Origin of the sequence: Streptomyces sp. SP17BM10 (assembly GCF_036322405.1) — a bacterium.
In the GTDB taxonomy this organism is placed as follows: domain Bacteria; phylum Actinomycetota; class Actinomycetes; order Streptomycetales; family Streptomycetaceae; genus Kitasatospora.
In genome coordinates this window covers 1-360 of sequence record NZ_JAQYXB010000546.1, presented here as the reverse complement: position 1 = coordinate 360, position 360 = coordinate 1, and the positions used below count along the sequence as shown (strand labels likewise).

At 69.2% G+C, this 360-nt stretch carries 1 pseudogene; it reads left to right on the top strand.

What is annotated here, in order from left to right:
- Positions 1 to 88 precede the first annotated feature (88 nt).
- Positions 89 to 360: pseudogene (locus tag PUR71_RS14145) on the top strand (hypothetical protein); the annotation flags it as partial.

The window sequence follows — 360 nt, the reverse complement described above, 5'->3', positions numbered from 1 at the left end:
GGACGCACTCGACGAGGGGGTCCAGCCCTCGACGTCAAGCCCCACACGGCAACGGCCGGCGATCTCTCTGAAGGACACGACCGCCTTCGTGACCACCGAGGACGGCATGAAAGCCGTCGACGCCGTCACCAGAAACACGCACTGGAGTGCGAGCAGCACCATCCCCGCTACGAAGAGCGGCTTCGGGTCCGAGAGGGCCGCGCCACTGCCCGCCCGCTTCCACGGCGCTGACGCCGTGCTCGCGGCGTTCGCCCGTATCATCCCGGGCACGGGGACCGGCAGGGGCCGAAACGTGATCGAGGTACTGGCCGCCGATTCCACGACGGGCAGGACCGTCTGGAGCGCTCAGGTCGACCTCGT